Below are 24183 nucleotides of genomic sequence, written 5' to 3' on the forward strand. Positions count from 1 at the left end.
AGGACGTTCGACGCGACGCCTGCGGCCGGCGTCGACGGGCATCGGAGTATCCCATCGGCCTGATTTGCAGTGACAAACCCGCTTCCCTATTTGCCGCAGCCCCGCTAGCATGAGAAAGAGAAGCAATTTCAAGTTGCGCCGTTCGAAGTGAAGGGGTGGCTTGAGCCGAGATAGATGGTGTGATCCACGCGACGCGTGCGGGGTCCGCTTGAGGGGAGCATTGCATGCGTATTTCGAGAATCCTGGCTGCCGGTCTGACTTACGGACTGCTCGCCGGCAGCGTCATGGCGCAAAATGCGAATGCGCAACTGCCGCCTCCCTCGGTTACCGTCGCGCCGGCCGCGGTCATGGACCTGCGCGAAAGCGTCGACCTGACCGGCAAGGTCGTCGCTGTTCAGAAGGTGGACATCCGCGCCCGCGTGTCCGGATTTCTCGAGAAGGTCAATTTCGAGGATGGGCAGAAGGTCTCGGCGGGAACGGTCCTTTACCAGGTGGAAGACGGTGCCTATCGCGCCGCGCTGCAGGAGATCGACGGTTCGATCGCGGCAGCGGAGGCTCAACGGGACCTCGCCGTTCTCGAACGTGACCGTGCCCAGCGGTTGATCTCCACCAATACGGTCGCGCAGGCGACGCTCGACACTGCGAATGCGCAACTGAAAAAGGCCGAGGCCGATATACTGCGCCTCAAGGGCAGTAAGCAGAATGCCGAGCTCAATCTTTCCTACACGAAGATCCTCGCGCCGTTCGACGGCGTCGTCGGCCTGACCAGCGTCGATGTCGGCGCCCTCGTCACGCCGGACAGCGGAGCGCTCGTGACGCTGACGCGTCTCGACCCGATCTATGTCGAGTTTCCCGTCGCGACATCCCTTTATTTCTCCTACCGCGAGCGCGTCGAAAAAGGTGAGATGTCGGCTGGCGCCAATGTCAGCATCACGCTTCCGAACGGTACCGATTACCCGGAGAAAGGCACAATAGACTTCGTCGCGAGCACGGTCTCGCAAGGGACCGACACCGTTACGGTCCGCGCCGAGTTTCCCAATCCCGGCGGCACGCTTCTCGACGGGACGCTCGTCAGGGTCGTTCTCGAGCAGTCCGATCGGCAGGACGTGCTGGCCGTACCGCAACAGGCGGTCCAGCGCGACCAGCAGGGCGCCTTCGTCATGGTGGTCGACGCCAACTCCAAGGTCGAGCTTCGCCGCGTCGACGTCAGCCGCTCCAGCCGCGGCCAGGCCGTCGTCGCCAAGGGACTGAAGGAGGGAGAAAACGTCATAACCGAGGGTGTGGGCAAGGTCCGGCCGGGCATCGTGGTGGACGCCGTCGCCGCAACCACGACGGGTGGCTGAGCCATGATCTCCGGGATATTCATCGATCGCCCGCGCTTTGCCGCGGTCATTTCCATCGTGCTCACGCTCGCGGGGCTGATCGCCCTGACGAGGCTGCCGATTGCACAGTTCCCCGATATCGTCCCGCCGCAGGTCAGCGTGACCGCGAGCTATCCCGGCGCAGGCGCCGACGTGGTCGAGGCCACCGTCGCTCAGCCGTTGGAAAGCAAGGTCGTCGGCGTCGACAACATGCTCTACATGAAATCGACGAGCGGCGCCGACGGGACCTATTCGCTGACGGTGACCTTTGCGGTCGGCACCGATCCGGATATCGCCACCGTCAACGTGCAGAACCGCGTCGCGCTTGCCGAGCCGGTGCTGCCGGCCGAAGTCAAGCAGAGCGGCGTCAGCGTCAAGAAGCAGTCATCCTCGCTCATGCAGGTGATCGCCATCCACGGCGAGAATGACGAGTTCGACAATCTGTTCCTCTCGAACTACGCCACGATCAACGTGCTCGACACGATCAAGCGCGTGCCGGGGGTCGGCGACGCGACGCTCTTCGGCGCCCAGGACTATTCGATGCGGATCGTCCTCGACATCGATCGGCTGACCAATCTGGGGCTGACGCCGACGGATGTGGTCAACGCCCTCAAGACCCAGAACGTCCAGGCGGCGATCGGCCGCATCGGCGCGCAGCCGATGACCGACGATCCGCTGTTCCAGCTGAACATACAGACGCAGGGCCGGCTCACCGACCCCGCCCAGTTCGAGGACGTCGTGCTTCGGGCAGAGGCGGACGGGTCCTTCGTGCGCATCCGCGACGTCGCGCGCGTCGAACTGGGTTCTGTGACCTCCGACTCAACCGCCCGCATCAACGGCAAGCCCGTGGCGATGATCGGCACCTATCAGGCGCCGGGCGCCAATGCGCTCGCCGCCACGGAGGGCGTGCAGCAGGCGATGGAGCGCCTGGCCCAGGCCTTCCCGGAGGGGCTCACCTATACGGTCTCCTACGACACGTCCGATTTCGTCGAGGCGAGCGTGGAGAATGTCGAGCACACCCTGTTCGAAGCCTTCGCACTCGTCATCGTCGTCGTCTTCCTCTTTCTCGGCAATTGGCGCGCAACACTGATTCCGCTTATCGCCGTCCCGGTGGCGCTCGTCGGCACCTTCGCCGTAATCCTGGCGATGGGCTTTTCGCTGAACACGGTTTCGCTTCTGGCGCTGGTGCTCGCCATCGGCATCGTCGTCGACGATGCGATCGTGGTGGTGGAAAACGTCGAGCGCGTCATGGAGGAAAACCCCGGCATGAGCGCGGCGCAGGCCGCGCGCCTCGCCATGGGGGAAATCACCGGGGCGATCGTCGCCATCACGCTCGTGCTGCTTTCGGTATTCGTACCGGTGGCATTCATTCCTGGCCTGAGCGGGCAGCTCTTCCAGCAGTTCGCCGTCGCCGTCTCGGTGTCGATGGTCATTTCCGCGATCAACGCACTGACCCTCAGCCCGGCCCTCTGCGCGATCCTCCTGAAGCCCCATCATGGGCCGAAGCGCGGCGTCCTCGGATGGATTTCGCGGGGTATCGACCGTACCCGCAACGGCTATGCGCATGTCGCAGGCGGCATTGCGCGCAGGGCCGTCATCGGCTTGGTCCTCCTTGCCGTTGCGATCGGCGCCAGCGGCTGGCTGTTCCGGGTTGTGCCGACCGGGTTCCTCCCCAGCGAGGATCAGGGCGCCTTCTTTACCGAAATCCGCCTTCCGGAAGGTGCCTCCTTCAACAGGACCGACGCCGTGGTGCGCGAGGTCGAAACAATGCTCGGTGAAATCGAGGGCGTGGCGAACGTCACGACCGTCACCGGCTACAGTTTCCTCGACGGAATCGCCAAATCCAGCAGCGCGTTTGCGATCGTGACCATGAAGCCCTTCGCCGAACGCCAGAGCGAAAGCGCATCTGTCAATGCCGCGATCGGCACGGTGATGGCCAAGGGTGCGGCAATCCGCAATGCCCAGGTTTTCGCCTTCAACCTGCCGCCCATTATCGGTCTCGGCACCGGCTCCGGCTTCGAGTATCAGCTGCTTGACCTCCAGGGCCGATCGCCGGCCGAGCTTGCCGCGACGGCAGGCGGATTGATGGTTGCCGCCAACCAGAATCCGCAGCTCGGACCTACATTCAGCACCTATTCCGCGAGCTCGCCGCAGCTCTATCTGGATCTCGACCGCGATCGCCTGCAGGCGCTCGGTGTCTCTGTGAGCGATCTTTTCGCGACGCTGCAGGGCACGCTCGGATCCTATTACGTCAACGACTTCAATCTTTTCGGCCGGAGCTGGAAAGTCACCATGCAGGCGGCCGAAGCGGATCGCGATGCGGTCGACGACATCTCCCGGCTGCATGTACGCAATGCCGCGGGCGATATGGTCCCGGTGGCCTCGGTCGCGCGCGTGGACTACATCGTCGGGCCGCAATCGATCGTGCGGTACAACAATTACCGCTCCATCACGCTCAACGGCCAGCCGGCGCCGGGCGTCTCCTCAGGGGAGGCGCTGGCCGCAATGGAACAGGTCTCCGCCGCCACCCTGCCGCCGGGCTACAGCTTCGAGTGGACGGGGACGGCACTGCAGGAACTCGAAGCCGCGGGCCAGACGACGGTGATCCTCGCGCTGGCCCTGTTCTTCGCCTATCTCTTCCTCGTGGCTCTTTACGAAAGCTGGACGATCCCCATACCGGTTCTGCTTTCGGTCTCCGTCGGCGTAGCAGGCGCTCTCGTCGCCGTGCTGCTGGCAGGGCTCTCCTTCGACATCTATGCCCAGATCGGCCTGGTCGTGCTGATCGCGCTCGCGTCCAAGAACGCGATCCTGATCGTCGAATTCGCCAAGTTCCAGCGGGAGAAGGGGGTGCCGATCGTCGATGCCGCTGTGGAGGGCGCGCGTACCCGTTTCCGTGCGGTGATGATGACCAGCTTCGCCTTCATCATGGGGCTGATCCCGCTCGTCACGGCCGAGGGCGCCGGCATGCTCAGCCGCCGTGCCGTCGGTACGGGGGTTGCCGGGGGCATGCTCGCCGCATCGCTCCTCGGAATTTTCATCATTCCGGCGCTCTATGTCGTATTCCAGTGGCTGCGCGAGAGGGGCCACAAGCTCGCCGGCCTGTCGTCACACACGGCAGGCGATGCGGCAGAAGATGCCAGGCACCAAAAGGGAGCCGAACCGGCTCGGCCCGCCGGACACGACCGGGGCGCTGCCGGCTGAGCCTACATCTCCACCAGAAAATAGGGAGTGGGCCCATAGGGCGTGTCGTTCGAGAGGCGGAAGGCGACGCGCCCGCTGCCGCTGTCGACGGGCGGATAGACGGTGCCGTCCAGGCCTACCGGTGACACGCTCCATCTGGCAGCGGTTCGTGCCAGTTCGAGATCGACATAGCCCTTCCGGATTCTCACCGGCAGCGCGCCGAAATCCTCGATCACCTTCTCTTCGCTGTCGCGAAAGACCATGCCGGTGTTCTGCGCATCGGTTGCAAAGATCAAAAGAAGGCGCCGGCTTTCGGAAAGCGTGCCTTCAGCGTCGATAGCCGAAAGCGCCACGAGACCGTTGCCGTCCGCCTGTCCGATGCGCATGAGACCGAGATCGATCGGTTCACGCAGAGAGGAGAAGGCTGCAGCTTCCGTAGCGGGCGTCGAAACACGGAGCTGCCCTGCCCGGCGGTCGAGCAGGACCTGGCCTGTATCGCTTTCGTAGACTCCGCTTGTGGTGTCGGTGCGATTTTCGGTCGCGAGCATATGTTCGTCGCGGAGTGCGGCAAGGATTGTTCCGGCGTCCCGGTCGCGCGGTTGCGTGACACCGCTTTCTCCACCGGTCGGGTCTGCCCGCAGCAGGCCGATGCGCCCGACCAGCGCCAGATCGGTCAGTCGCTCCGGCTCGCGGGCCTGCATGTCCTCGCCGAGATCCTCCTCGCCGCGAATTGGGAAGGGGATCGTAATGGCGGAGGTCGTCACGTCGCCGCGACGAAAGACGAGTGCGCTGAGCGTCTCGCCGGCACGCGCCACGGGATCGAGCGCAATCGCATAGGGAAGCATCGCCTTCTTGTGCGGAAACGGTTCGCCATAGGCGAGCGCGATCGGCCCGTGGCCGTGACGGCAAAGCACGTCCCAGCCCTGGAGTGCAGCGTAGGCCGGCATTGTCAGGCCCGCCTCGTAGCGATAGCGGTTCCAGAAGAGATGGTCGTATTCGCTGACGATGAAAGGTTTTCCAAGCCACCGCGCCGCGGCGATCATGCGCATGTAGTTGGCGCCGTCTGCAAGCGAACTTGCCTGCGTCAAGGCGCTTCCCGCAGAATAACCCCCGACCCAATCGTGATAGGTGTTCATGGTCACGGCGTCGAGATCGCGCCGGCTGAGCGCCGTCTGCACCGTCGGCCAATTGTTGTAGGTGCTGATCAGGCCGCGATAGCCCAAATCGCGCAGGACCTGGCTCATGCGTGCGGCGGAGGCGCGCTCGGTCCCGACGAAGAAGGCCTGAAGATCGCGCATCCGCGGACCGTCTGCGTAGCGATTGGCGGGAAGCCTCACCGATGCCGTTTCGACCCGCTCGTCGGCACCGAGATCTCCCCAGGCGCTCGCGAGCGCTTCCGTGGTGCCGTAGCGTGCCGAAAGCCAGCGGTTGAATGGTTCCGCCAGCGCCTCGTCATAGGCGGGCTTTTCGGGCCGCTCACGCACGACGCTGTCGAACTCCATGCCGTTTTCATTGGCAAGGATCACCAGCGCGAGCGCGTCGTCGCGGATGGTCGCCGTCCCCGTATAGGGATTGACGCTCGCGAGAAACGTCTCCTGCAGCTTGCTCCAGTGCGCAACGGCCTCTTCGTCGAGATGCAGCCGGAGCTTGAGATCGCCGTTTGCATCCCATCGGTCGTCGTGGCCGCCGTAGGCGCCGCGCGGAGACGAAAGTCCATCGATGATCCAGTAGATGCCGTTGCGCTTCAGCGCCGCCAGCAGGTAGTGGACACGATCCAGCGTCTCCGGATCGAAATCGAAATCCTTCTGCCTGCCGAACATAAGGCTGGCATCGACGAAATGGAGCCGGGCGATGTTGTATCCGTGCATCGCAAGCTGGCGGGCGTAGCGCTCGGCGCCGTCATGGTCCGGAAAGCCGCCGGATGCCGGACTCCAGGCGAGCGACGCGCATAGCATTCTGACCGGTTGTTCCGGCGCCCTGGCAAAGGCCAGCCGGCCATCCGGACCTGCAACGAGGCGGCTGTTCGCGTCGATCGAAGCGTTCGGCAGCAAGGACGAGAAATCGAGCGGACTGCGGGCGCGGACTTCGAGCGAGACCTCGCGAACCGGCACCCATTCAGAGGCACTTGCGGCCGGGGGCAGCCACGTGCAAAGCAGCGCCGCCGCGAGCGATGGCCTCCTCATGCCGTCTTTCCGAGAACCGGTTCACGGGGAGAGGACTCCCCGAGAGGGGCCTTTGCGAGGATCGTGCTTTCGATCGGTTCGGCAGGTAGCCGCCGGCTTCGCAGGAAGCCGACAGGAAGGGCGGCCGCATGGAAGAACCAGGCGACGACCGTATAGAGGCCCATGCTGAAGCCGCCCTTTCGGAAGCTGACGGCGAGAACGGCGGCCGCGAAACTCGCGCAGACGGCGGCGAGGGCCGTGAGCGTATCGGGCAGCAGCAGGATCAGGCCGAGGCAGGCGAGCCACCAGAGATAGACGAGAGCCCAGAGTTTCAGCTCCGGCAGTTCCCGCAACAGCTGAAAGAAATAGGGCTTGCCGAGAGAAGCGCGCAGAAGCTCGCCTATCCCGTAAAGATATTTGGTCTTCCAGCGTCGAACGAGCAGCCGGTAGGAATTGACCGTGTGGCCGAAGTGCTGCACGAAACGGCGGTCGAGCCGGTAAAGCCCCCACCCGGCACTTCTGAGGCGAATGCCGAGATCGAATTCCTCGTAGCCGTGCAGGTTGCGGTCCGAGAGGTAGCCGACGTCCTCGACGGCACTGCGCCTGTAGAGCCCGCCGCCGTTCATGCGATCGATCGGACCCGTCCGGTTCTCCGGCGCATTGCGACTGACGCGACGCGCGAATTCGAGGTTCGAGATGTGCATTTCCTCCACATGTCCGGTAACGCCCGCCATGGCCGGATTGTCGGCCAGGAAGCGGACGGCGTCTTTGAGGAAGGCAGCATCGAGCAGCATGTCGCCGTCGATGAGACAGACGTAATCATGGCGGGAATGCTGGAAGCCGAGCTGCGGGCCGATGCCGCAGCTCGGTCGCGCGGGCGGGGCGATCTGGGCGATGATGACGGGATACTGCGAGGCGATCTCGACCGTGCGGTCGCAGGAGCCGCTGTCGGCGATGATGACCTCGCCGCCCATGTCCTGAAGCGCTGCGAGCGCGCTCTCGACGGTTGCGGCAATCCGCTTTTCTTCATTCAACGTCTTGATGATGATGGATATGGTCAAGAGAGCCCCCAAAATCGCGCGGCGAAGGTCTATCCGCGGTGGTTTGCGCTTTGGTTCATGCCCGCGATTTTCGGCTGGAACCGGTACCAAAGGCGGACAAGCAGCCAGCCGGCGCCGACGCCGCAGCCGGCCCCCGCCATTTTGACCGAAAGGTCGATCAACCGTGCATGGCGGTCGGCGGCAAGCATCTGCGTCAGTTCCAGCCCGATTGCAGCCGCGAGCATAGCCGCCAGAACGGCGAACACGTGCCGGGGATAGGCGATCGCGAACATGAGACCCGTCAGCCCGAATGCTCCGAACCGTTCAACCTGCACCGAGCTGCCCATGTGCGGGCGCAGGTCGAGCGGAGAGAGGGTCGAATAGGCAATGACGCCAAGAAGCAGCCACGCAAGAACTGATGCGATGCGCCTGACATTCATTTCGTCACCGCTCGGTAGACGTCGAGCGTCTTCAGTGCCACGCTCGACCAGCTATAGACGGCTTCGACGCGCTCGGTCTGCGCGAGCACCTCTTGTTCGTCGGGGGGATTGGCGATCTTTTCGGCGATGGCAGACGAAAGCGCGTCGACGTTCCCCAGCGGAAAATAATCGCCGGCGGGCAAACCGAGCTGCCGGTTGGCAACGATGTCGCTTGCCAGAACCGGGAGACCATGGGCCATCGCCTCCAGAAGCGCGATCGGCATGCCTTCATGGCTCGACGGCAGCACGAAGAGCGCCGCATTGGCGAAGAGTTCCGCCAGGCGATCGCCAGTCTGGAACCCCGTCAGGACGACGCCCGGCACGCGGCTGGCCAGCACCCGTACTTCCTCTTCGTAGGCGCCCGCGAATTCCGCACCGCCCGCAAGCACGAGATCGAATCCGCTATTTTCAAGTTTTGCATATGCCTGGATGAGATCGATCTGCCGCTTCTCCGGAACAAGCCGCGCCGCAAGCAGGATATAGCGCCGTCGCAACAGACGGAATTCGCCGAGAATGCCGGTTTCGCCGCTGGGGCGCGAAACGGTGACACCATTCGGCACCAAAGACACCGGTACGCGATAGCGTTCGCCCATCGTGTCGGCGATATCCCTGGAGATTGCGATGCGGCCTTGCGCGAGCCGCATGCCCATGCGTTCACCCGCTCGCAACATCCTCCTGGCGAAAGCCCCCCATTTCTGTCGGTCGTAGTCGTAGCCGTGGTGGGTCACGACGACGTTCAGGCGCATCAGCCGGGCGAGCGGTACCAGGAGCGCCGGGCCGACGGCGTGGATGTGCAGGATATCCGGGCGCCGCAGCGCCGCATAGCATACACCGAGGAAGGTATGGACGATGGCCTCGAGCGCCATCATACGTGGAGACCAGAGGGGAGTGACGCGAATTCGGTTCCACGATTGCGGCGCGGGAACCGGAAGATAGCGCCGTCGTCCGACGACTTCGACATCCCAACCATGCGCGACCAGCCTGCCTGCAAGCATCTCCACGTGCTTTTCGACGCCGCCCTGAACGTTCGGAATGCCACGAAGCCCGAGCATCATCACGCGGCGGCGCTCTGTCGGCAGTGCACGATAAGCGCTTGCAGGCATGCTCGCGGTTGCCCCGCCCGGCATTGCCGAGGCATCCGGCCCTGCCGAAGGTCGATCTCGGGAAACCCCCGATCTTCTGCTCATGGTTGTTGCGCCCCAGCGATAACCCAATTCGCATCTTTTACGAGCAAAAGACTTACCATCCCGGTAAGACGGTCATTAGATTCGTAGAGGTCTGACCGAAAAACAGACGGTGATGGGCGAGCGTTGCGAATGTGCTCGTCACAGGAATGAGGAACGGAGGAGAAGCCTCAGGCGACGCCGATCGTCCCATATAGATCGAGCGTCCTCTCGCGGTAGGCGGCGGCGGAGAATTCGCTCGCGACCCAGGACCGGGCGGCCGCCCCCATGCGGGCGCGTTCCGCCGGCGAAAGTGCCGCCATTTCGCTCAGAGCTCTGGCGAGGTCCCCGGCGTCCCCCGGAGCCGCAAGCAGACCGGTCTCGCCTTCCCTGACCATTTCCGGAATCCCGCCGATCGCCGCGCCGATCACCGGGCGCCGGAGCGCGTAGGTTTCGAGCACGCTGATCGGCGCGTTTTCGTACCATTCCGACGGCAGCACGAGCGCGCGGGACTCGCCGATCAGCCTGTGCAGCTTCTCGCCCGAGAGATAGCCGGCGAAAGTCACGTTCGCCTTGAGCTCGGCCGCGAGGCGGCGAAGTGTTTGCTCCTCCGGACCGGTGCCGGCGATGACCAGCCGCTGGTTGGACAAAGCCGCCGCTTTGATCAGGGTCGTGAGGCCCTTTTCCGGCGCCAACCGGCCGGCAAAGGCGAAATAATCGCCCTCCGGCCAATCACCGGAAAGAGCCGTGACATCGACGAAATTGGCGATATGAACCATCTTCTCGCGCGGCCAACCCCATTCGGCGAGCTTTTCCAGATAGAAGCGGCTTGGCACGACCAGCCTGTCCACCTTGCCGCGGTAGAGCCCGAGCAAGCGGTGCAGCACCGTTTCCGCGAGCACCACCGCGCTCAGAGGGGCGGAACCCTTCACGCAGCGATGACGCAGGACATTGTAGACCCTGCCGCCGCGACAGTCCTCGCATACCCTGCCGTCCCGCAGCATCTTGTAGGAGGGGCAGGCGAGCTTCAGGTCGTGGACCGTCATCACCACCGGAATACCGGCGGCTTTCAGGGTCGAGAAGATCGCCGGCGACAGGTGATGATAGACATTGTGCGCGTGGGCGACCGAAGGGCGGGCGCGTTCTATGAGCCGGCCGAGATTGCGCTGCGCCTCGAGCGAATAGATGACGCTCGCCGCCTGGACGGCCTTCCGCAGGAGACCGGTTCGGCGGCCGTATTCTATCTCCGAGACGAAATAATCCGACCAGGGCGAGAATTCGTTGAGATCATGCTGCATGGCGAAGGGAACGATGTCCCAGCCGATCTCGCCGAACATGCTCATATGGTCGAAGAAGACCGCCTCCGCTCCGCCGCGGCGGTAGAAATAGTTGTTGATCGCAAGAAGGCGCTTCCCGGTCACCAGAGCCTCCTTACCAGCCGATCCGGTCAGCGGCGCTGTCGACGGGCAGGATGCAGCATCCCTTTTCGGCGGCGTAGCGGACCAGATGGTCGAAGGTGTCGGGTGTGCAGCCGTAGTTCGTGGGCTGCGCGGCAATGTCGTGAGTGAAGAAGATCAGCCAGCCGGGACGCTCAGCGACATCGTCTATCCAGCGCGTCAGCGCGCGCGCCCTATCCTCCGGCTGGCGTATCTCGACGCCCTTGAGCATCATCGGGTCGACGGCACCGCGGTTGATGTCCTCGCCCCCTGCCCGGCACGTTCGGTAGCGGCGGCGGAGCTCGGCCCGTGCCAACGGCCAGGCAGCGTTGTAGGGGAAAGCAAAATTCGATGCAGCCGGAGAAACGCCGACCTGCTTCAGGTACTCGGCATTACGGTCGAGATCGGTGCCAAGGCCGGCAATGTCACGCAATCTCCGGTGGGCGAAGGTGTGGCAGCCGATTTCGTGTCCGCGGGCGAGCAACTCGCTGCACCCTTCGGGCGTGATCAGCCTTCGATCCGGCTCCACCTGCCCGGCTAGCCCGCCCGCAATATAGAAGGTGCCGCGGACTCCATACTTCTCGAGGATGGCTGCGCCCGCGCCAAGTGCGCTGTCGGGGACATCGTCGAAGGTGAAGGAGACGAGCGGAACCTCCGTCTCCAACCGGCGCCGGGCTCCCGCCAGCTTCCAGATCGCCCGGTTCGCCAGCCTGTCGACGAGCGGACCGAGCCCGCTCAGCTTCTCAAGCATGCGCTACCCTCCCCTGACGAACGCGTGCAGGAGCAGCCGCCAGTTCCGCGCTCGACTGCAACGACAGTCCATAGAGCGCGACCATGAATGTGAACCACAGAAGGCTCCCGCCCTCGAAGAAGAGACTTTCGAGGCCGGCGTTGAAGATCGTGTAGAGCCATATGCGGACGAACAGCCTCGTCAGATGCGAATGCTCGCGCTCCGGAGCGATGCGGGCGATCTTTCGAAGCGGCAGGAAAAGGATCCAGATCAGGGTCAGGGCGAGGCCCGGGAAGCCCGTCATCAGGGCAATGTCGAGATAGGAATTGTGACCGTTGGCGGCAGCGACGGCCCAGGTCTCGACCGAGCCGCCGCTATAGACCAGTTCTTCCGTCTGCCAGAAGGCCTTGAAGCCATAGCCCGTGAGAGGCTGTTCGGCGAGCGCACCGAAGGCGAAACGCCAGATATCGGCGCGATTGGTAAAGGTCGCATCGATGCCGAGCCCGCTGATGAATTCGCCGAGCGGGGAGAAGACGGCGGAGCCCACCGCGAAGAGATTAAAAACACCGACGCCGCCGACGGCAATCGGGAGGCGGAGAAAGCGCACCTTCTCGAATATGAGCGCGAGCAGCAGAATGGCCGGCAGCATTGCGGTCGACGTCTTACCCCCGGTATTGACGAGGAAGACGAAGGACAGCGCGACGATGACGATCCCGGCAAACCTCGACCAGACGTTCATGACGTAAAGGCCGATGAAGGCTGCGATCACCATGGCAGCCGCGGCGCTGTTCTTGTGGGGAAAGTGGCCGCGCCACAGGCCGGCATTCATCGGCTCGCGCAGTTCTGACGCCTGATGGATCGCGAGCAACGGCTTGAAGACGATGCCGTAGTAGGCGACCGCGAGCATGATGAGGATGCCGATGCCGAGCATCTTGGCGAAGTGGCGTTCCGAAGCGGGCAACAACAGGTAGATGCTGGCATTGACGGTAACCATCAACGCGAGGATCGCACCCTTGATGCCGAGCATCGGATGCGCCGACAACAGCGAAACAAAGATGAACCAAGAAAGGAGAATCGCCAGCAGCGCGCGCGGCTGCAGGATCGTTTGCCGCAAAGGGTGGACCAGGCCGTAGCCCAGCATTCCGGTGAAAAGCAGGAGCGAGATGATCTGGTTCAGCCGGTTGGAATTGCCGGCGGAAGGGTCCAGCACCGCCTCGCCCGTCAGATCCACGAATGGATTGATGGAGATCCAGAAGAACAGAAAGATCGCCATGAACAGCACGGTACCGACACGCGTCTTTACCGCATTCGTCGGCTCGACCTCTCCGTAGCCCGCGCGATCCATCTCCCGGGCTCCTCAGGCAGCCACGTGGGTCTTGCCGCGAAGGAATTTCCAGAAGCCGAGGGCAAGTGCCGCGGCGATGCCGATTGCGAGACCCAGAACGGCGCCGCCGATCAGCAGGATCAAGGTACGCGGGGGCCAGCTTCGCGCATTGGGCGGCAGGGCCCGCGAGATGACGCGAATATTCGTGGTGTCGATCTGCTGGCGTTCGGTGATCTGCTGCGCGCGTGCCAGATGGGTTTCGTAGATCGCCGCCTTGCTGCGCGCGTCGCGTTCGAGGTCACGAAGCTGCACCTGGGCCTGGTTATCGGTGAAGACGTTCGACTTTTCGTCATCCGCCTTGCCGCGGAGCGCATCGAGCGCCTTTTGCTCCCGGTCGAAGTCGGCCTTCGCGCGCTCCAGAATGCGGCGGGCTTCATCCTTCATCGCCGCTTCCAGCGCCGTGCGCTCCGAGCGCGCGGCAACGAGCCGCGGATGCCGCTCGCCATAAGTGAGCTGCATGGAGCCGATCTGCTGCTGCAAGGCATTATACTGCTGGCGCAGATTGGTCATGTTTGCCGACTCGAACACCGAGGCGCTGGCGGTCTGGCCCTCGGCAACGGCCGCACTCATCTGCCTGTAACGCGTTTCCGCCTGGATGAAACGCTGCTGACCGTCGAGAACCTGGGTGTTGAGCTCACTCGAAAGCTGGTTGCTGACGAGCTCGCCATTGGTGGATTGCAGGCCGTTCTCACGCCGGAAATCCTCGACCCTCTTCTCCGCTTCGGTGACGTTGCGCCGCAGCTCATCGAGTCGTTCGTTCAGGTTCTGCGCCACCCGGCCGGCGCTCTCGGCGGCCGACTGAAAGAGTTCAGCCTCGAATGCCTCGACGATCGCGTCCGAAAGGGCGATTGCCTTGGCCGGGTCTTCGCTCCACACCTTCAGGATCACGACGAAGGAACGTTCCTCCCGGCGCGCCTCGACCCTCTCGGACAGAGCGCGCATGGCCGCCAGTTCCTTGTCCGCCTTGGCGTCCCGCGGGGCAATGAGCGTCTTCATCCAGTCGAGGAATGTCGGCCTGACGAATTCGGGATCGTCCGCAAGCCGCAGCTCGTCGATGACGCGTTGGAGGACGTTGCGCGAGGTCAGTATCCGGAGCTTGCTTTCGACCTCCAACAACTGCGCGTCGCGCTGAGGATTGGTCGTAAAGACGTCGTCGCTGACGACGTTGAGATTGGAAGGGTCCACCACGAGATCGGTATAGACCGTGTATCGCGGCGTCGCCGCCACGGCATAGGCAAAGGCGGCGGCAACCGAGAGGACGAGCGCGAGCACGATCCAGCGGGCGCCGTTGCGCAGCCACGCGATGAGATCATTGACCCCGATGCTGCCCAGGAGGTGGAGTTGCGGGAAGAAATCCGCGACGGAGGACGGCTGCTCCTCAAGAGCGCGCGCCTGGTGGGCGGGACCGGGAATATCAACCACGCGGGCGGAGGCGCCATCCTCTGCCTCCGCGGGGGCCTCTTCGCGAGCGGCGGCCTCTTCCGTTACCGCGGGCACGAGGTCGAGCAACGACCCTCCGCCCGCGCGAAGGCGCTGATGTGGCCTTTCAAGGCGTAATCCCAATCCCTCGGGCTCGCTGCGCCGATACATCCGCTTTCCCCATCCCCCCGGAGCCACCAAGGTGCTTATTGCCGTATAAGCAATTCCCCATGCAGATTTAGGGCCGGCAGGGTGAATATTCGGTTAAGCGGAACTGTTCGGGCGGTAACCTTTTCGGCAGGCCGATGCTCCTCTACGGGCACTGGTTCGTTTCCGCTGGGGAACTTCGACCTGCTTCCACAGTTTCTGTAGATGCCCGACCTGACCAGCTATGCCGCGTTTCTGGCCGCCGTGCTTGCCTATCAATTGTCCGGAGTCGGCCCGGACATGATGCTTGTCATCAGCCGCGGCATCGGCCAGGGCCGACAGGCTGCGCTTGCAACCGCTATCGGATGCGTCGCGGCGGGCCTCGCCAGATACCCTTGCTTGCTATGGGCCTTGCCACGGTCGTGGCGTCCTCGCCGCTCCTCTACAAGGCCATGCAATTTATCGGAGCGGCCTATCTCATTTATGTCGGGGTGCGTTTCTTGGCGGCCAGCAGTAAGATCTTCCTGCCCGGAGCGCCGGGCCGCGCCACGTCTCCATCGCTTCTCGCCCCCTTCAGGCAGGGTGTGATCTGCAATCTGACGAATCCGACGTCGCTTTCCTTTATGCTCGCGATCCTTCCGCAGTTCGTGGAACCGTCCGCCGGATCGCCGGCCCTGCAATTCTTCATCCTCGGAGTGACGATGAAAGCCACCGGGCTGCTGGTCCTTGGTGCGGTGGCCCTCACCTCAGGCACATTCAGCAATTGGTTGTCGCACAGCAGTGCCTTTGTGGCGTGGCAGCAGCGCATTGCGGGCAGCATCATGATCGCGCTTGGCATACGGTTGCTGCTTTCTCCAGTCGCGCCCGCCCTTCACCGATGATCAGGACCGGCTGGAGCACCTCCGGGTAAAGCGTAATTCCTCAAGAGCACTCTTAAAAGTCGATCAGTTTCTGAACAGCTTCCTCTACCCGTACATTGTCACGAGGTCCGAGCGGCAAAATCGGCCGCGGGGGCAATGCCTGAAACAGCCCGAGGATGCTCCCGATAGCGTAGATCACGCGGAAACTGCCGAACTCCTTGAACAGTGCCCATAAGGGTTGAAATGCGGTGTCGATCCGATGCGCTTCCGCGCGATCGCCCCCTTTCGCCGCCCGAGTGAGTTTCGTTGCAGCCACGGGCAAAAGCCCGCCCGCGACACTGAACCACGCATCAGCACCGGACAGGAGCGCACCTGCTGCGCCCCAATCGCCGCTATAGCCGATAGCAAAAGCTGCAGACGTGTTCGCACGCAGTCGAGCGATCTCACCCGCGAAATCTCCGTCGGCAGGCAACGGCATCTTCACTGCGGCAATATTCGGCACCTTCGAGAGCCGTATGATCAGTTCCTCGCTGAAAACGAACTTGGTCGTGCCCGGATTATTGTAGATGCAGAGCGGCAAGTCGGAAACGCCGGCAACGGCAACGAAATGCTGATAAACTTCCTCCTCAGTCAGAGGCGTGTAGGATACGGGAGCCAAGAGAAGTCCATCTGCCCCGGCTTCCTTCGCGTCGCGCGCGAGCGCCTGAGCCTCGTCGGTCCTGAGTGCGCCGACGCCGACGATGAGGGGAACTCTGCCTCCCACGCATTCCACAGCGATCTCCACTGCCCGTCGCCGTTCACCGCGCGAGAGAAATGCGTAAGCCCCTGTACTGCCGAGCAATCCAATCGAGTCCGCGCGTGCTAGTCGGATACGCTCGAGCAGTCGCGACAGCGCCTCTTCCGAAACTTTGCCGCCCACATCGGCGGGTGTGGGCGGGAACGCTGACAGGCCATCAAAAAAAGCCGCAGGTGCCATCGTCATTTCCCATCGACTGCGTCAGAACAGGCCTCGCTCTATAACCGCGAATGATCGCCCGCAAGACATGCAAGCAAAAATCCGTCGGCAGCCGGCTCCGGGTCACTCGTAGGCGTGTTGCCGCCCGCTGCAGTCAACGATAAATTGCCATCAATGAAGAAAGGAAGCCGCATCGCGAACATGACCATCCGCAACCTCGATGACGGGCTCAAGAAGCGCCTGCGCATTCGCGCCGCCGAGCATGGGCGTTCGATGGAGGACGAAGCGCGGGACATCCTTCGCGCCGCGCTTTCGACTACCGAAAACCGACCGGCCAATCTCGCTACAGTAATCCGCATCCGAATGGCGCCTCTCGCAGGCGTCACACTTGACCTTCCGCAGCGCGAGCCCATCCGCTACGCACCGGATTTCTCCGAGTGATTATCTCGATACCAATGTGCCGTCGGAGCTGTTGGCACCCACCCTCTCCGTCGCGGTAGAGCCTGGCTCGCCTCCGTGGCAACCCGTAATGTCGCGGATTTCGCCGACACCGGTGTAACTATCATCAATCCCTGGGATCATCGGCCCTGAAAATACCAACGCTAAAAATCCGTCAGCAGCCGGCTCCAGGTCTCCGAGGCGAGGCCGCCGATATAGATGTCGTTGCGCTCTGCCGCTTCCTTGAGGTCCGCATGGCGGGTCACCATGCAGAAGTAACCGCGGTGCCGGAATGACAGCCATCGCTGGCGCGAGATAGCGTTCATCAGGAACGGCTGAGCCATGCCGACCGCCACGGCATAGCCTTCCGCATCGAGCTGCGCGAACATCGCCGCGGCGACGTCGCGTTCACGCCCCTCCTCGCAGACGAGATTGAGCACCGTGGCCGCGGCATCTTGCTTGCCGAAGAAAAGAAAGGCGCCGATCGTGCGACCGTCCGGCAGAACGACTTTCCTGCACTGGAGCGTCCCGAGGTTGCGGTTCATCGAAGCGACGCGCACGAGCCAGTCGAATTCGGCTGGCGACCAGGCCGGGCGGATCGCAAAGCGTTCCAGCATCGGGCTCGCGCATTGGAGGAACTCTTCGACGCCCGCTGCCTCGCTCCTGCATTCCCCCTCGGCCGTCGGGCGCATGGAGGGCCGCAACCGGCGCAGTGCACGGTCAATCGGCCTGAGGACGCCGACGAGAACACGCGAGCGCGCGATTGGGAAGTGACGGCCCGCAAGGATCGCCGCCGCGGTCAACGGCAGAAACGAGCGCTGCCATTCGAGGCTCTGGATCGGCAGGACGATGCCGCCTCCCGCAACCCAATGGTCGGCGCTGACCGGCGACGCATTGTCGGAGAAGCACATGTCCTGGCGAGCCGCCCGCATGGTGCGCGCAAGACGTGCCGCTCCAACGGCGCCGGCCTTGCCATCCGCCATGAAGGCACAGAGAAGGCGGGCCATGGTCGGGCGGCCATTGATCATAAACGCCATCGGTACCGAGAGTATGGCGCTGTCTATGCCGTTAGCACCGTTCTCGTGCACGACGCTGCCGAGTTCCGGAGAATAGTGAGGGCTGCCGAAGAAGACGGTCTCGAGATACCATCCGAGGTCATCGGATGCCTGATCGTGCCTTCGGAAAATCCTGTTGAAAAGCCGTCCGACCGCCGGAACGTCGTCGGGCGCCATGGGCCGCGTACCGCGGCGCTGCCCTGCATCGGCCGGCACGCTCTCGGATACGCGTAGTTCATTCGCCTCCATCGTCATATGGCGCCCGCTCCAAGAGTGAGCGCAGCCTGGCGGCGGTCGCGCCGCACGAAGTGCAGGAACACGCTCCAGGAGGCGACGACCATCGCGATTTCGATTGCGTAGAAGGACAGGAAAGTTCCCATCGGCGGGGCGTACCAGCTTGCCCATGCGGCAAGGCCGGCACCGGCGATGCTGCCGAGCCCCATGACGGTCGCGCGGGCGGCGTGTGCGCCGGAGGCACCGAGCGCCTCGACCGCGACGGACCACATAGCGAGCGGCACCACGACCCAGCAGAGGCTTCTGACGAAGCCGACCAGCGAGAGATAGTCCTTGCCGAAGAGGTAGAGCAGGACCGGCGCCAGAACGAAGACGGTGACGGCCGCAGCCAGGCTGATGACGATTGCGGCAGCGAGCACCCGGCGCACCCGATGGAGGGCGTGGTGAAGCCCCGCCGCCGTCGCCCTCGCCGAACCCGGGTAGATGAGCCGGTTGAGCGCTTCCACCGAAAGATAGCTGCTCTCCAGCATGCGGCGAGCGACACTGTAGCTTGCGACGACCTCGGCGGTGGTGACGAGGCTCAGGACAAGCAGGTCGGCATTCTGGCGCAGCGCACGCAGGATGAAGGGAATGCTGAAGTAAAGGCCTTGCGGGAGTTCCTCCCGCACGATGCGGTAGCGCGGCGCACCGAGTCTCCGGATTGCCCGCATACACAAGAGCGCCACGAGGACATGGCACAGAAACTGCCACACCGCCCAGGATGCGACGCTGGTGACGCCGAAGGCGATGCAGGCAAGTGCCGCCGCAACCGTGCGCGCCGCCGCAAAACCGACGACGACCTTGTTGGCGGAGGCAAAATCCGTGTGAGCGATAAAGATCTGCTCGGTGAGCACGATGACCCGGACCAGCAGGATATTGGTGACGAGCATCAGCGTGATCACGGCGACGTTCGTCACGGGATCCGGCGAAAGGGTGAAGAAGAACGGCAGGACCACCGCTCCCAACAGGACCAGGGCTGCCCCGCTCGCCACCGTCAGGATGACATTGTGTCCGAGCATCTGCGGGTAGATCGCGCGGTCGCGCGCGACCCGACGCACCAGGCATTCCATCGCCCCGAGCCCGCAGAGATGGACGGCTATATTGGCGACCGCAGTAATTGCGACGAAAACGCTGAACTCGTGGACGCCGAGCCAGCGGGCAAGGATGGCAAAGGTAAGGAGTTGCGCCGCAGAACCGAGAACCAGACTGCCGCCGGAGGCGAGATAGGACATGACCATCGGCAGGAATGGTCTGTCACCGCGCTGTTCCGTTACACCTTCCGAGACCATCCGTTCTGCCTTGACAAAAAGACTTAGGGGCCGGCACCGGGCTGCGACCCGCACCTCGCCGATTGAGGCGCACACTAGCGAGGATAAGTGATTGGCCGGTTAACATAAGCTTTGTGACGCCATGTGTTGTCGGACGCCCTGCATTTCAGCTTCCGTTTACCTGCACGCGCTAGTGTGCGCCGGACCGACATCCCATCCGATAACCGAAGGAGCCGTCGTGCTGCAGGGCGACAATCATCTTGACGGCCAGACCGAGGGTCGCGCGCCACGGATCGTACGATTCATGGGCGTCGACCTCGAACTGGCGCCGGACGTGCTCGTGCCGAGGGAGGAGACCGAACTCCTCGGGCGGAACGCAGCAGCGATCCTGACCGAGCGCGCCGGACCGGCGACCGTGATCGACATGTGCTGCGGATCCGGGAACCTCGCTCTGGGGATCGCCGCGGAGGTGCCGCTCGCGCGTGTCTGGGGTGCCGACCTCACCGACAGCACGGTCGCGCTTGCGCGGCGCAATGTCGAGCGCCTCTCGCTTGGAGACCGCGTCGTCATCCGCCAGGGCGACCTGTTCGCGGCCCTCGCGGGAGAGGACCTCGCGGGTGCCGTCGACATGATCGTCTGCAACCCGCCCTATATCTCGACATCCCGACTGGAGGGCGATAGCGCGCATCTTCTCGCAAGCGAGCCGCGGGAGGCGTTCGACGGCGGGCCCTACGGCATATCCATCCATCAGCGGCTGATCCGCGAAGCCGCCGCCTTCCTAAAGCCGGGCGGCTGGCTTCTCTTCGAGTTCGGAGAGGGACAGGATCGCCAGGCCACGGCGCTTCTCGCCCGAACGAAGGCCTATGAGGCAGTGACATTCGCCGAGGACTCGGCCGGAAAGCCACGAGTCGCACTGGCGCGCAGGCTGGGCGATGCAGCGGCAGCCGCCGCGGCTGACGGGGCAGACAGATGAGCGACATCCGTTCGCTCGCAGCCGAGGATATCCCGGCTGTCGCGCGGCTTTTCCAGAAGGTCTTCCGCAACAGCGCGGAGGAGCCGCCGCCTGCGTTCATCGAATATCTTCGGCAACTCTATATCGATGCCCCAGGCAACGACCCGGAAATACGCCCGCTCGTGTATAGCAACGATGACGGCCGGATTTCCGGCTTCGTCGGAGCGAACACTCTGGCCATGACGTATCGCGGCAGGGCATTGCGCGCCGCCATCTGCGGCTCGCTGATGGTCGAAGGGCGCGAAAGCGATCCGATGGCCGGCGCGCGGCTGCTGAAAGCGTTCCTTGCAGGACCGCAGGACCTTTCCTTCAGCGAAACGGCGAGCGAAGTTTCGACGCAGATGTGGACGAAGCTGCGGGGCGTCGTGCTGCCGCAATACAGCCTCGACTGGATACGCGTCATCCGGCCCGCATCCTTCGGCCTCGATCTCGTCGCGAGCCGGTTCGGACCCGCCCGCGCACTCCGGCCGCTGGCTCATGCATTCGACCGCCGTCATCGCGGCAAGTTGCGACGCGGCGAGCTGCGCTGGTCGGGCGTGCCCGAGGCCGCCACCCCCCAGGGACCGTTGCAGGTCGCCGACATCGACCGGCATGGCTTTGCCGAGCTCTTCGCACCATTGACCAGGCAGTTTGCCGTGCAGCCGGCCTGGACCGAGGGTCAGCTAGACCATATCCTCGAAGACGCGGAGAAGAAGCCGGAATTCGGCGAGCCGGTGCTTGCGGCCGTCAGGACGCGAAGTGGTGCGCCCGTCGGAGCGTTTTTCTACCACCTGCAGCCCGGCGGAACTGCCAGGGTTCTCCAGGTCCTCGCCCAGCCGGGACAGGCCGGGCCGATCCTTGACTGCCTGATAGAGCACGCGGCCGCGCGCGGCGCCGCTGCTGTTCGCGGTCGAACCCAGCCGGCGCTGCTTGAAGCCATGATGGGCCGCCGTATCGGCTTCGTTCATGCCGCCTCGACCGTCGTCCACTCCCGCGAGGAGGAACTCGTCGACGCTTTCCGTCACGCACGAGGGTTCATCAACGGGCTGGCGGGGGAACACTGGAGCCGGCTGATCGGCGGGACGTTCAACCGGATCTAAAGCACTTCCAGGAAGGCGCAGAGCGGTCTTGCGTCCGGGGATGCGCCGTTCGAAGTGCTCTAAATCACGATGATTTCAGGCCGGGTCGGCCTAAAATCCTCAAACAATCGCGGCGGGCATCCCGAATCTCGACAGCTAGACTTGAAGCTTCTCGGCGAGCGGCTTTTGATAGACGACGATCCTGGCGTGATAGGGTACACGCTTGTAAAGATCGATGACGTCCTGGTTCACCAGCCGAACGCACCCTGACGAAACTGCCTTGCCGATCGATTTCCATTCCGGCGTGCCGTGCAGACGGTACAGCGTGTCCTGCCCGTTCTGGAAGATGTAGAGCGCGCGGGCACCCAAGGGATTGTCTATGCCGGGGGCCATGCCGCCATTTTCGACGGAGTATTTTTCGAGTTCCGGCCGGCGGGCGATCATATCGGCCGGAGGCTTCCACCGCGGCCAGGGCTGGCGCCAGTGTATGATCCCTTCGCCCTGCCAGGCGAAGCCCTCGCGCCCAATTCCGACGCCGTAGCGCATCGCCGTTCCGCCAGGCTCGATGAGGTAGAGGAACCGCCCGGGCGTGTCTACGACGACCGTCCCCGCCGGTTCGCCGGTGGGGTCCGGCACCCGCTGGCGAAAATATTTCGGATCCATCTCCCTATAGGGAACTGCCGGAATGAAATGTCCGCCATCTTCGACGGCAGCATATCTGGCTTCCAGTTCGGCATCGCTCGCCACCCCGATCGGGCGGCTCACCAGACGCGGCACGGGAGCGCGCTGGGCTTGCGGCGCAGAGGTCGAGCACCCCGCGACGGCTGCTGTTGCGGAGATCGCTCCCAGAAGAAGCGTGCGTCGTCGTAATTGAATTTTGCTAAACATCTCAAGCAGGTACGAAGAGAGAAAAGGGGTCGGGTGTAGACGTGTAGCCGACTCGCCTGGATTGCCAAACTCACGGCCAATCACATGTGCGATATCTGCAGCATCGCGCGGAGGGTCGTCGGAGGTTTAGAAGTGACGAAGTCGGCAGCCCGCCAGCTGGAGGGGTGAGGTGTGTGCGGTTTTGCGCCCGCATTCCGCTCTATTCCTGGATTTGATCAGGTTCATGCTTTTAGTCGACCCGGCCTGAAAGCACCGTGCCTAGGAATGCAGCTGCCGCGATCCCGCAGATCTGCGTATGGCGGCCGGCAGCGGCGCCGGCTGGCCGCAATAGACGGGGTAAAGCGTCGGCTCGGACAGAAGGAAGCCCTGCACATGCGTTGCGCCGGCCTTTTTGACGGCTTCGAGCTGTCCGTAGGTCTCGATGCCGTCGACGACCACCGTCGGCGCAACGCAGGAAGCGAGCCCCACCAAATGATGCAGGAACCCCTTGCTCCCGCCCTTGCCCTGGCCCTGGCCGCGGCCGATGAAGAATGCGTCTAGTTTCACGATGTCGACGGGGACGGACAACAGCGATTCCGGCGTCGAGTGGCCCGTTCCGAAACTGTCCAGGGCGATTCTGTAGCCCAGTTCGCGCGCGCCTTCGATGAACTCCGCGGCCATCGGCAGGGTAGCCAGCGGCAGGCACTCCGTTATTTCGAGAACCAGGCGCGAGGCCATTTCCCGATTTCGCGAAAGCAGATCGTAGAGTTCCGACCAAGTGTTCTCGTCGAGAATGTTCCCGGCCGAGATATCGCAACCCAAAACGCCTGACGGATTGCAGTCGAGCCACTCGAATGCGAGACCGAGCATGTATCGATCGAATGACGCAACGCGTCCCGACGCTTCGAGAAACGCAGTGAATTCCTCGCTCGTCCTGACCGCTCCGTCACGTTCTACGAGTCTGCCGAGGCATTCCGAATAGAGCACCTCGCCCGTATCGTCGACCGCATTGACCTGCTGCAGCGAGAAGCCTATCCGCCCCTCCCGCATCGCTTGGGTCACGGCGCCGACGACACGGTCGAATCTTCTCAGATGTTCCATCCGGCGACGCGCCTCGCTCGGTCAGTTTTCGATCACGACGTCCTCATCGGGCGTCGTGTCGAGAAGGTGCTCACGAATATCGTCTATCTTCCCGACGGACGATCCGACGCCAAGCGTTTCCTTGACGTCCTCAAGTGTCGCATCCGTCACTTCGCCGCCATTCGTGAAGCTCGCAATCGCCTCGCGCAGCGCTTCATCGCTGAGAGCCGGATCGGTCGGAATGACGTCCGAGCCGAACTCCGCCTCAAACTCGGCATAGGCGATCGCATAGGCGGAGATTGCCGCCATCCGCGGATCGTTCGAGTTCAGGTAGGCGTGATAGTTCCGCCCGAGCGAGCTCAGCTTTGCCGTTTCGGCCCGCGGATTCTTGGGCTTCGGCGTCGGGACAACCTTTTCCGTGGCCCTGGCCTTGACGACCTTGCCGGACTTCCCGGACTTGCCGGTCGCCGCTTTTCCGGACTTTCTGCCCTGTTTGAACAGGTCCTGGAGGAAGCGCGGCGTGCCCACGCGCTCGCCGCCCGATCTGCCCGAATCGGATCGGGCTTTCGCGTGGCTTCCGCTATTGCCGTGGCTTCCGCTCTTGCCGTGGCCGCCGCCATTGCCGTGGCCGCCGCCATTGCCGCCACCATTGCCGTTGCCGCCGCCACCATTGCCGCCACCGTTGCCATTGCCGCCCTTGGCGAATGCGATGTCCGACATGCCGGGTGCAAGGCCCGCCAGGGGAGCGCCTGCGAGCGCCAGCGCAATAAGACCTCGTCCGACGAATTTGGAAATAGGCATGAGGGCCTCCTATCG

At 63.6% G+C, this 24183-nt stretch carries 20 protein-coding genes; 6 read left to right on the top strand and 14 right to left on the bottom strand.

The genetic code is table 11. The features are described 5' to 3' along the window. Nucleotides 1-224 precede the first annotated feature (224 nt). Nucleotides 225-1343 (top strand): efflux RND transporter periplasmic adaptor subunit, encoded by a 1119-nt coding sequence (locus AC6CIG_RS01875; protein ID WP_498322114.1) that lies wholly within the window; start codon nucleotides 225-227, stop codon nucleotides 1341-1343. A gap of 3 nt (nucleotides 1344-1346) precedes the next feature. Beyond that, nucleotides 1347-4562 carry an efflux RND transporter permease subunit gene (locus AC6CIG_RS01880; RefSeq protein ID WP_498322116.1) on the top strand — a complete coding sequence of 1072 codons (3216 nt, stop codon included), beginning with the start codon at nucleotides 1347-1349 and terminating at the stop codon, nucleotides 4560-4562. Nucleotides 4563-4564: 2 nt separating this feature from the next. On the opposite strand, the gene AC6CIG_RS01885 is transcribed toward AC6CIG_RS01880, so the two are convergent. The 8 genes from AC6CIG_RS01885 to AC6CIG_RS01920 all read right to left on the bottom strand — a co-directional run bounded on the left by AC6CIG_RS01885 (nucleotide 4565) and on the right by AC6CIG_RS01920 (nucleotide 14525). Next, on the bottom strand, nucleotides 4565-6724 hold the full coding sequence (locus AC6CIG_RS01885) for a glycoside hydrolase (protein ID WP_498322117.1): 2160 nt from the start codon (nucleotides 6722-6724) through the stop codon (nucleotides 4565-4567). Further along, entirely contained in the window at nucleotides 6721-7764 is a 1044-nt protein-coding gene (locus AC6CIG_RS01890) for a glycosyltransferase family 2 protein (protein WP_127709520.1), read from the bottom strand. The genes AC6CIG_RS01885 and AC6CIG_RS01890 overlap by 4 nt, the downstream gene beginning before the upstream one ends. 29 nt (nucleotides 7765-7793) lie before the next feature. Next, entirely contained in the window at nucleotides 7794-8183 is a 390-nt protein-coding gene (locus tag AC6CIG_RS01895) for a hypothetical protein (RefSeq protein WP_026169046.1), read from the bottom strand. Then, nucleotides 8180-9349, bottom strand: a complete 1170-nt coding sequence (locus tag AC6CIG_RS01900) for a glycosyltransferase family 4 protein (protein ID WP_498322426.1) — start codon at nucleotides 9347-9349, stop codon at nucleotides 8180-8182. Before AC6CIG_RS01900 ends, AC6CIG_RS01895 begins: the two co-directional genes overlap by 4 nt. Nucleotides 9350-9576: 227 nt before the next feature. Next, nucleotides 9577-10806, bottom strand: a complete 1230-nt coding sequence (locus AC6CIG_RS01905; RefSeq protein WP_498322118.1) for a glycosyltransferase family 4 protein — start codon at nucleotides 10804-10806, stop codon at nucleotides 9577-9579. 10 nt (nucleotides 10807-10816) lie between these two features. Beyond that, nucleotides 10817-11572, bottom strand: coding sequence for a polysaccharide deacetylase family protein (locus AC6CIG_RS01910; RefSeq protein ID WP_437416441.1), 756 nt, complete (start codon nucleotides 11570-11572; stop codon nucleotides 10817-10819). Beyond that, complete coding sequence (locus AC6CIG_RS01915; protein WP_498322120.1) at nucleotides 11565-12896, bottom strand: O-antigen ligase family protein; 1332 nt, start codon at nucleotides 12894-12896, stop codon at nucleotides 11565-11567. The genes AC6CIG_RS01910 and AC6CIG_RS01915 overlap by 8 nt, the downstream gene beginning before the upstream one ends. Before the next feature lie 12 nt (nucleotides 12897-12908). Next, nucleotides 12909-14525 (bottom strand): GumC family protein, encoded by a 1617-nt coding sequence (locus AC6CIG_RS01920; RefSeq protein WP_437407589.1) that lies wholly within the window; start codon nucleotides 14523-14525, stop codon nucleotides 12909-12911. Nucleotides 14526-14905: 380 nt separating this feature from the next. On the opposite strand from AC6CIG_RS01920, the gene AC6CIG_RS01925 reads away from it, so the two are divergent. Further along, complete coding sequence (locus AC6CIG_RS01925; RefSeq protein ID WP_498322122.1) at nucleotides 14906-15382, top strand: LysE family translocator; 477 nt, start codon at nucleotides 14906-14908, stop codon at nucleotides 15380-15382. Nucleotides 15383-15434: 52 nt separating this feature from the next. Here the strand turns inward: AC6CIG_RS01925 and AC6CIG_RS01930 are convergent, their stop codons facing one another. Further along, nucleotides 15435-16337, bottom strand: coding sequence for a dihydrodipicolinate synthase family protein (locus tag AC6CIG_RS01930; protein WP_498322124.1), 903 nt, complete (start codon nucleotides 16335-16337; stop codon nucleotides 15435-15437). A 171-nt stretch (nucleotides 16338-16508) separates the two neighbouring features. On the opposite strand from AC6CIG_RS01930, the gene AC6CIG_RS01935 reads away from it, so the two are divergent. Continuing rightward, entirely contained in the window at nucleotides 16509-16757 is a 249-nt protein-coding gene (locus AC6CIG_RS01935) for a FitA-like ribbon-helix-helix domain-containing protein (RefSeq protein WP_026169048.1), read from the top strand. A gap of 161 nt (nucleotides 16758-16918) precedes the next feature. On the opposite strand, the gene AC6CIG_RS01940 is transcribed toward AC6CIG_RS01935, so the two are convergent. Both AC6CIG_RS01940 and AC6CIG_RS01945 read right to left on the bottom strand, forming a co-directional pair. Further along, nucleotides 16919-18064 (bottom strand): hypothetical protein, encoded by a 1146-nt coding sequence (locus AC6CIG_RS01940; RefSeq protein ID WP_018099059.1) that lies wholly within the window; start codon nucleotides 18062-18064, stop codon nucleotides 16919-16921. Beyond that, nucleotides 18061-19371 (bottom strand): lipopolysaccharide biosynthesis protein, encoded by a 1311-nt coding sequence (locus AC6CIG_RS01945; protein ID WP_498322125.1) that lies wholly within the window; start codon nucleotides 19369-19371, stop codon nucleotides 18061-18063. The genes AC6CIG_RS01940 and AC6CIG_RS01945 overlap by 4 nt, the downstream gene beginning before the upstream one ends. Nucleotides 19372-19588: 217 nt before the next feature. Between AC6CIG_RS01945 and AC6CIG_RS01950 the strand changes: the two genes are divergently transcribed. Next, the gene (locus AC6CIG_RS01950; RefSeq protein WP_026169049.1) at nucleotides 19589-20323 is read left to right on the top strand and encodes a N5-glutamine methyltransferase family protein; all 735 of its coding nucleotides are present in this window, start codon (nucleotides 19589-19591) and stop codon (nucleotides 20321-20323) included. Next, the gene (locus AC6CIG_RS01955) at nucleotides 20320-21441 is read left to right on the top strand and encodes a GNAT family protein (RefSeq protein WP_018099061.1); all 1122 of its coding nucleotides are present in this window, start codon (nucleotides 20320-20322) and stop codon (nucleotides 21439-21441) included. The genes AC6CIG_RS01950 and AC6CIG_RS01955 overlap by 4 nt, the downstream gene beginning before the upstream one ends. A gap of 135 nt (nucleotides 21442-21576) precedes the next feature. On the opposite strand, the gene AC6CIG_RS01960 is transcribed toward AC6CIG_RS01955, so the two are convergent. The 3 genes from AC6CIG_RS01960 to AC6CIG_RS01970 all read right to left on the bottom strand — a co-directional run bounded on the left by AC6CIG_RS01960 (nucleotide 21577) and on the right by AC6CIG_RS01970 (nucleotide 24168). Next, on the bottom strand, nucleotides 21577-22308 hold the full coding sequence (locus AC6CIG_RS01960; RefSeq protein ID WP_498322127.1) for a L,D-transpeptidase: 732 nt from the start codon (nucleotides 22306-22308) through the stop codon (nucleotides 21577-21579). A gap of 258 nt (nucleotides 22309-22566) precedes the next feature. Further along, nucleotides 22567-23388 (bottom strand): EAL domain-containing protein, encoded by an 822-nt coding sequence (locus tag AC6CIG_RS01965; RefSeq protein WP_498322128.1) that lies wholly within the window; start codon nucleotides 23386-23388, stop codon nucleotides 22567-22569. A gap of 21 nt (nucleotides 23389-23409) precedes the next feature. Beyond that, nucleotides 23410-24168 carry a hypothetical protein gene (locus tag AC6CIG_RS01970; RefSeq protein WP_498322130.1) on the bottom strand — a complete coding sequence of 253 codons (759 nt, stop codon included), beginning with the start codon at nucleotides 24166-24168 and terminating at the stop codon, nucleotides 23410-23412. Nucleotides 24169-24183: the final 15 nt, after the last annotated feature.

Source organism: Sinorhizobium sp. GQ132, assembly GCF_059758575.1.

Bases quoted from the DNA above. Each gene is read 5' to 3' on its own strand.
- AC6CIG_RS01875 (WP_498322114.1), top strand. From the start codon at position 225: ATGCGTATTTCGAGAATCCTGGCTGCCGGTCTGACTTACGGACTGCTC.
- AC6CIG_RS01880 (WP_498322116.1), top strand. From the start codon at position 1,347: ATGATCTCCGGGATATTCATCGATCGCCCGCGCTTTGCCGCGGTCATT.
- AC6CIG_RS01885 (WP_498322117.1), bottom strand. From the start codon at position 6,724: ATGAGGAGGCCATCGCTCGCGGCGGCGCTGCTTTGCACGTGGCTGCCC.
- AC6CIG_RS01895 (WP_026169046.1), bottom strand. From the start codon at position 8,183: ATGAATGTCAGGCGCATCGCATCAGTTCTTGCGTGGCTGCTTCTTGGC.
- AC6CIG_RS01900 (WP_498322426.1), bottom strand. From the start codon at position 9,349: ATGCCGGGCGGGGCAACCGCGAGCATGCCTGCAAGCGCTTATCGTGCA.
- AC6CIG_RS01910 (WP_437416441.1), bottom strand. From the start codon at position 11,572: ATGCTTGAGAAGCTGAGCGGGCTCGGTCCGCTCGTCGACAGGCTGGCG.
- AC6CIG_RS01915 (WP_498322120.1), bottom strand. From the start codon at position 12,896: ATGGATCGCGCGGGCTACGGAGAGGTCGAGCCGACGAATGCGGTAAAG.
- AC6CIG_RS01920 (WP_437407589.1), bottom strand. From the start codon at position 14,525: ATGTATCGGCGCAGCGAGCCCGAGGGATTGGGATTACGCCTTGAAAGG.
- AC6CIG_RS01925 (WP_498322122.1), top strand. From the start codon at position 14,906: ATGGGCCTTGCCACGGTCGTGGCGTCCTCGCCGCTCCTCTACAAGGCC.
- AC6CIG_RS01930 (WP_498322124.1), bottom strand. From the start codon at position 16,337: ATGGCACCTGCGGCTTTTTTTGATGGCCTGTCAGCGTTCCCGCCCACA.
- AC6CIG_RS01940 (WP_018099059.1), bottom strand. From the start codon at position 18,064: ATGACGATGGAGGCGAATGAACTACGCGTATCCGAGAGCGTGCCGGCC.
- AC6CIG_RS01945 (WP_498322125.1), bottom strand. From the start codon at position 19,371: ATGGTCTCGGAAGGTGTAACGGAACAGCGCGGTGACAGACCATTCCTG.
- AC6CIG_RS01955 (WP_018099061.1), top strand. From the start codon at position 20,320: ATGAGCGACATCCGTTCGCTCGCAGCCGAGGATATCCCGGCTGTCGCG.
- AC6CIG_RS01960 (WP_498322127.1), bottom strand. From the start codon at position 22,308: ATGTTTAGCAAAATTCAATTACGACGACGCACGCTTCTTCTGGGAGCG.
- AC6CIG_RS01965 (WP_498322128.1), bottom strand. From the start codon at position 23,388: ATGGAACATCTGAGAAGATTCGACCGTGTCGTCGGCGCCGTGACCCAA.
- AC6CIG_RS01970 (WP_498322130.1), bottom strand. From the start codon at position 24,168: ATGCCTATTTCCAAATTCGTCGGACGAGGTCTTATTGCGCTGGCGCTC.